At 64.1% G+C, this 3,588-nt stretch carries 4 protein-coding genes; 1 reads left to right on the top strand and 3 read right to left on the bottom strand.

What is annotated here, in order from left to right; genetic code table 11:
• Nucleotides 1-584, bottom strand: a 584-nt coding sequence (locus ABW137_RS08890) for an SDR family NAD(P)-dependent oxidoreductase (protein ID WP_526398983.1), incomplete at its 3' end; no start/stop codon positions are given.
• A gap of 126 nt (nt 585-710) precedes the next feature.
• Between ABW137_RS08890 and ABW137_RS08895 the strand changes: the two genes are divergently transcribed.
• Nucleotides 711-1,613 carry a LysR substrate-binding domain-containing protein gene (locus ABW137_RS08895; RefSeq protein WP_526398985.1) on the top strand — a complete coding sequence of 301 codons (903 nt, stop codon included), beginning with the start codon at nt 711-713 and terminating at the stop codon, nt 1,611-1,613.
• On the opposite strand, the gene ABW137_RS08900 is transcribed toward ABW137_RS08895, so the two are convergent.
• A complete protein-coding gene (locus tag ABW137_RS08900; protein ID WP_526398987.1) occupies nt 1,582-2,235 on the bottom strand; it encodes a phytanoyl-CoA dioxygenase family protein in 654 nt (217 codons plus the stop codon). The genes ABW137_RS08895 and ABW137_RS08900 overlap by 32 nt on opposite strands.
• Before the next feature lie 141 nt (nt 2,236-2,376).
• Nucleotides 2,377-3,345 (bottom strand): helix-turn-helix domain-containing protein, encoded by a 969-nt coding sequence (locus ABW137_RS08905; RefSeq protein WP_526398989.1) that lies wholly within the window; start codon nt 3,343-3,345, stop codon nt 2,377-2,379.
• Nucleotides 3,346-3,588: the final 243 nt, after the last annotated feature.

Raw genomic sequence — 3,588 nt, forward strand, 5'->3', positions numbered from 1 at the left:
CCACCCATGTCGGTCTTCACCCAGCCCGGTGCCATGAGCAGCAGTGTCCGCGGGTCATCCTTGTGACGAGCGGCGAAGCTGCGCATGAACATGTTGAGGGCGGCCTTGCTGCCCCGGTAGACCTCGTGGTTGCCGTTGGTATTGTTGGTGAGGCTACCCTGGCCGGAGGACATGATGCCGATGGTTCCTGTCGGGCGGACGAGGTGCTGGAGCGTCTCGATGGTACGCATCGGGCTGAGCGAGTTGGTCACCATCACGCGGATGAATTCGTCGGTCGAGACGTCGGCGATGGTTTCGCGGTGGTCGTTGGTCACGCCGGCGTTGACGAACAAGACGTCGAGCGCCCGGCCGCTGAGACGGTTACGTAGATCGGCTACCTGCCGCGGCTCCGTGATGTCGACGGTTTCGACGTCGAGCGCATTGGCGGAAGAGGCCGCGATGCGTTCGAGCTCGTTAGTGGACTCGGCTCGTCCTGTGGCGATCACATGCCAGCCACGGCGCAGGTATTCCTCGACCATGGCGAAGCCGAGGCCGCGCGAGGCGCCGATGAGGAGGATCGTTTTCTGTCGGGCAGCGGTTTCCATGAGAGTTCCAGCGTCAGTTGGGTAACCGGAAGGTAGGGCCCGACCGGACAAGGCGGAAGGCGCATGGCGGTCAGTTATAAGCTGCACCGGACGCGCCATGGCGCCCACGCTGGGCTAGCATGGGCCATGGCCGATCCGGATCTGAATCTACTCATCGCGCTGGATGTCCTGCTCGCGGAAGGCAGTGTCGCGCGGGCGTCCCGGCGCCTGGGCCTGAGCGCCTCGGCGATGAGCCGGACGCTGACCCGTCTGCGCGATTCGACGGGTGACCAGTTGTTGGTGAGGGCAGGTCGGCAGATGGTGCTGACGCCCTATGCGGTGGCGCTGCGTGAGCGCACGGCGGCGCTCGTGCACGAGGCAAGGACGGTGCTTCGCCCATCGGAGCAGGGCATGGACCTGGCCACGCTGGATCGAACATTCACGCTGCGCACGAATGACGGCTTCGTCGAGGTCTTCGGCGCGACGCTGATCGCCGCGGTCGCCGAAGCGGCGCCGCTGGTGCGGCTTCGCTTCGCACCCAAGGCCGAGAAGTCGCCGGCGCCGTTACGCGACGGGCAGGCCGACCTGGAAATCGGTGTCGTGGCCGGGATGGGGCCCGAGGTTCGCACACAGGCGCTGTTTCGCGATCGCTTCGTGGGTATCGTCGCCGGGAATCACCCGCTCGCTTCGCAGCAAACTGTCTCCGCCAAGCAATACGTCGCTCATGGCCACGTAGTGGCGTCCCGTCGCGGGTTGACGGGAGGTCCGGTGGACGAAGCCCTGGCTTCGATAGGTCTCAAACGACGGGTCGCCGCCGTAGTGCCGGGTTTTCGGGCAGTGGCGACAGTGACGCGCGGGTCGGGTTTGATCGGTCTGGTACCGGCCTCATACGTGCCGACCCTGGGCGACATGCACACATTCGAGCTTCCCGTGAAAACGCCGGAGATCACCGTGTCGCTGATGTGGCACCCGCGCCTCGATGCCGACCCAGCGCACAGATGGCTAAGGCAACGGGTGCTTACCGCGTGCCGTAGCCGGACCCGGGAATGACGGGCGGCCCATAAACAAAATGTAGCACGCGGCGGTCCAGGCCGGACTTCGACTTGCCGGAGGCATGGATGAGCAGGGGGCGCATGACCAGCGCACCGCCGCGCGGGACTATGCAGCGAATCCTGTTCTTCGCGCGGTCGCCTGCCTCGGCGCTCGAGAGTCGCCCGAGTACGTGGCTGCCTGGTGCCACTTCGAGCGGACCGGTCTCCTCAGCGTGACCGTCCAGCTGAAGGCGGATGGCAACCAGTTGTTCCAGCACCGTTGCGGGAGGTTGCACGAACCAGCCCCCCTCCTTCATGGACCACCCTGTCCAGCCGGGCGCATCGAACCGCTCTGGCACGGGCATACTCAGGTCCTGATGTGAGGCCACGGACCAGTTGCTGGCGACGCCCTTGGCGAAGAGCGAGCACTGGATGACCCGGTGGCGGTCGCTCATCAGACCGGAAACCGCGGGATGCGTACGCAACGTTGCGGCCACGCGGGCCACGGCATCGATGGCCAGCAGTGTTCGCGTGCCCGGAGTCGTTTGTGTACCCGACGACACGGCCCGTATCAAGGCGTCGCAATCGGCTGGCGACACGAGACCTGGAATGATCGCGAAACCGTCGGTCTGAAAGCTCACGCGTTTCTCATTCGTCAATCGACCAGTTCGATGCCCGGTCCATGGTGCAAGCCAGCAACCTCGGTGCGGGTGAATTTTGCGCCCTTGATCTGGTTCTCGCGGATGTACGTGAAGTTCGAGCATGGGGAACGATCGAGAGACTCACTCTGTGGGGTCCTTTTGATGGCCATGCGCGCGTGCAAGAAGCCGGGCCTTGATCTCCGCGGCGTTTCGAGCGGGTGGGGCACCGAACATGCGCCGATACTCCCGACTGAACTGTGACGTACTCTCGTACCCGACGCGGGAACCCACCATCGCAGCGTCCTCCCTGTCCATGACCAGCAGGCGTCGGGCCTCCAGTAAACGGAATTGCTTCTGGTAGCTCAGCGGCGTCATGCCGGTCATCTGCCGAACGTGCTTGTGCAGCGTCGATACGCCCAGACCGACCTGGGACGCCAGCGCTTTCACCTGCATCTGCACGGCGTAGTTGTCCCTGATCCAGGCCAGCGCTTTCGCTGCACGGTAGCTACCCGAATCGGGGATCATGATGTCACGCAGCCGGGCACCCGCGGAACCGGTCAGTATCCGATAAACGATTTCCTGCTGTATCAGCGGGCCGAGGTGATCGAGTGCCTGCGGGTCGTCGACGATGTCGATGAGTCGATCCACTGCACGCAGCAAGTCGACCGTTGTCGGTCCCGTGGCGAGTGGGGTGCCCCGTCCGGCATCGGTCGCGGTGATGGCGGCTCTCGTAACGAAATCACGCACGACCGGTACGTCGAGGGTCATGCGCAGCGATACATAAGGAGCGCCCGGTGAGGCATCGGTCACTTCGGTGATCGTGGGCAGATTCACTGACGTCAGCAGGAAGTTCTTCTCGTCGTACGTGTAATCGTCACCGCCAAGGCGGACACGCTTCCTGCCCGACACGATCAACGACAGGCTCGGAGGATACATATAGGCGACCGGGGGCGTCGGCGCGTAAAGAGACGCGATGCTCAGCCCTTCCAGGCCGGTCGCCCGTTCATCATTTCCGTCCACGTACGCCTGCATCCGCGCCGATAGGGACGAGCGCAGCCTGGCCGCCGCGACCGTTTCGGGGTTGTCACTGCTGCGTCGGGCTCCGGTCATGGACGAAGTTTACCCGGCCGTTGGTGAGTCTCGCACGCCACGTGGACCGACGCGGTAGAGAATCGTGCATTCAGGATAGACGATTCGACTCACTGCATGCGCGCGGTGGGCCTAGGCTGATCCGACGCCGTGAACCGGTGTCGCATGAGGTGCGTCATCGGGACGGTAACCATGCCGGGAGCTATTCATGTACCAGAACGCGCTTGAGAATTTTGCCGCTGTCCGCAAGGCGACGATCGAAGA

The organism is Mycobacterium sp. (assembly GCF_040509115.1).
GTDB lineage: Bacteria > Actinomycetota > Actinomycetes > Mycobacteriales > Mycobacteriaceae > Mycobacterium.

Coding starts and splice junctions, on each gene's coding strand:
- ABW137_RS08895 (WP_526398985.1), top strand. CDS start 711: ATGGCCGATCCGGATCTGAATCTACTCATCGCGCTGGATGTCCTGCTC.
- ABW137_RS08905 (WP_526398989.1), bottom strand. CDS start 3,345: ATGACCGGAGCCCGACGCAGCAGTGACAACCCCGAAACGGTCGCGGCG.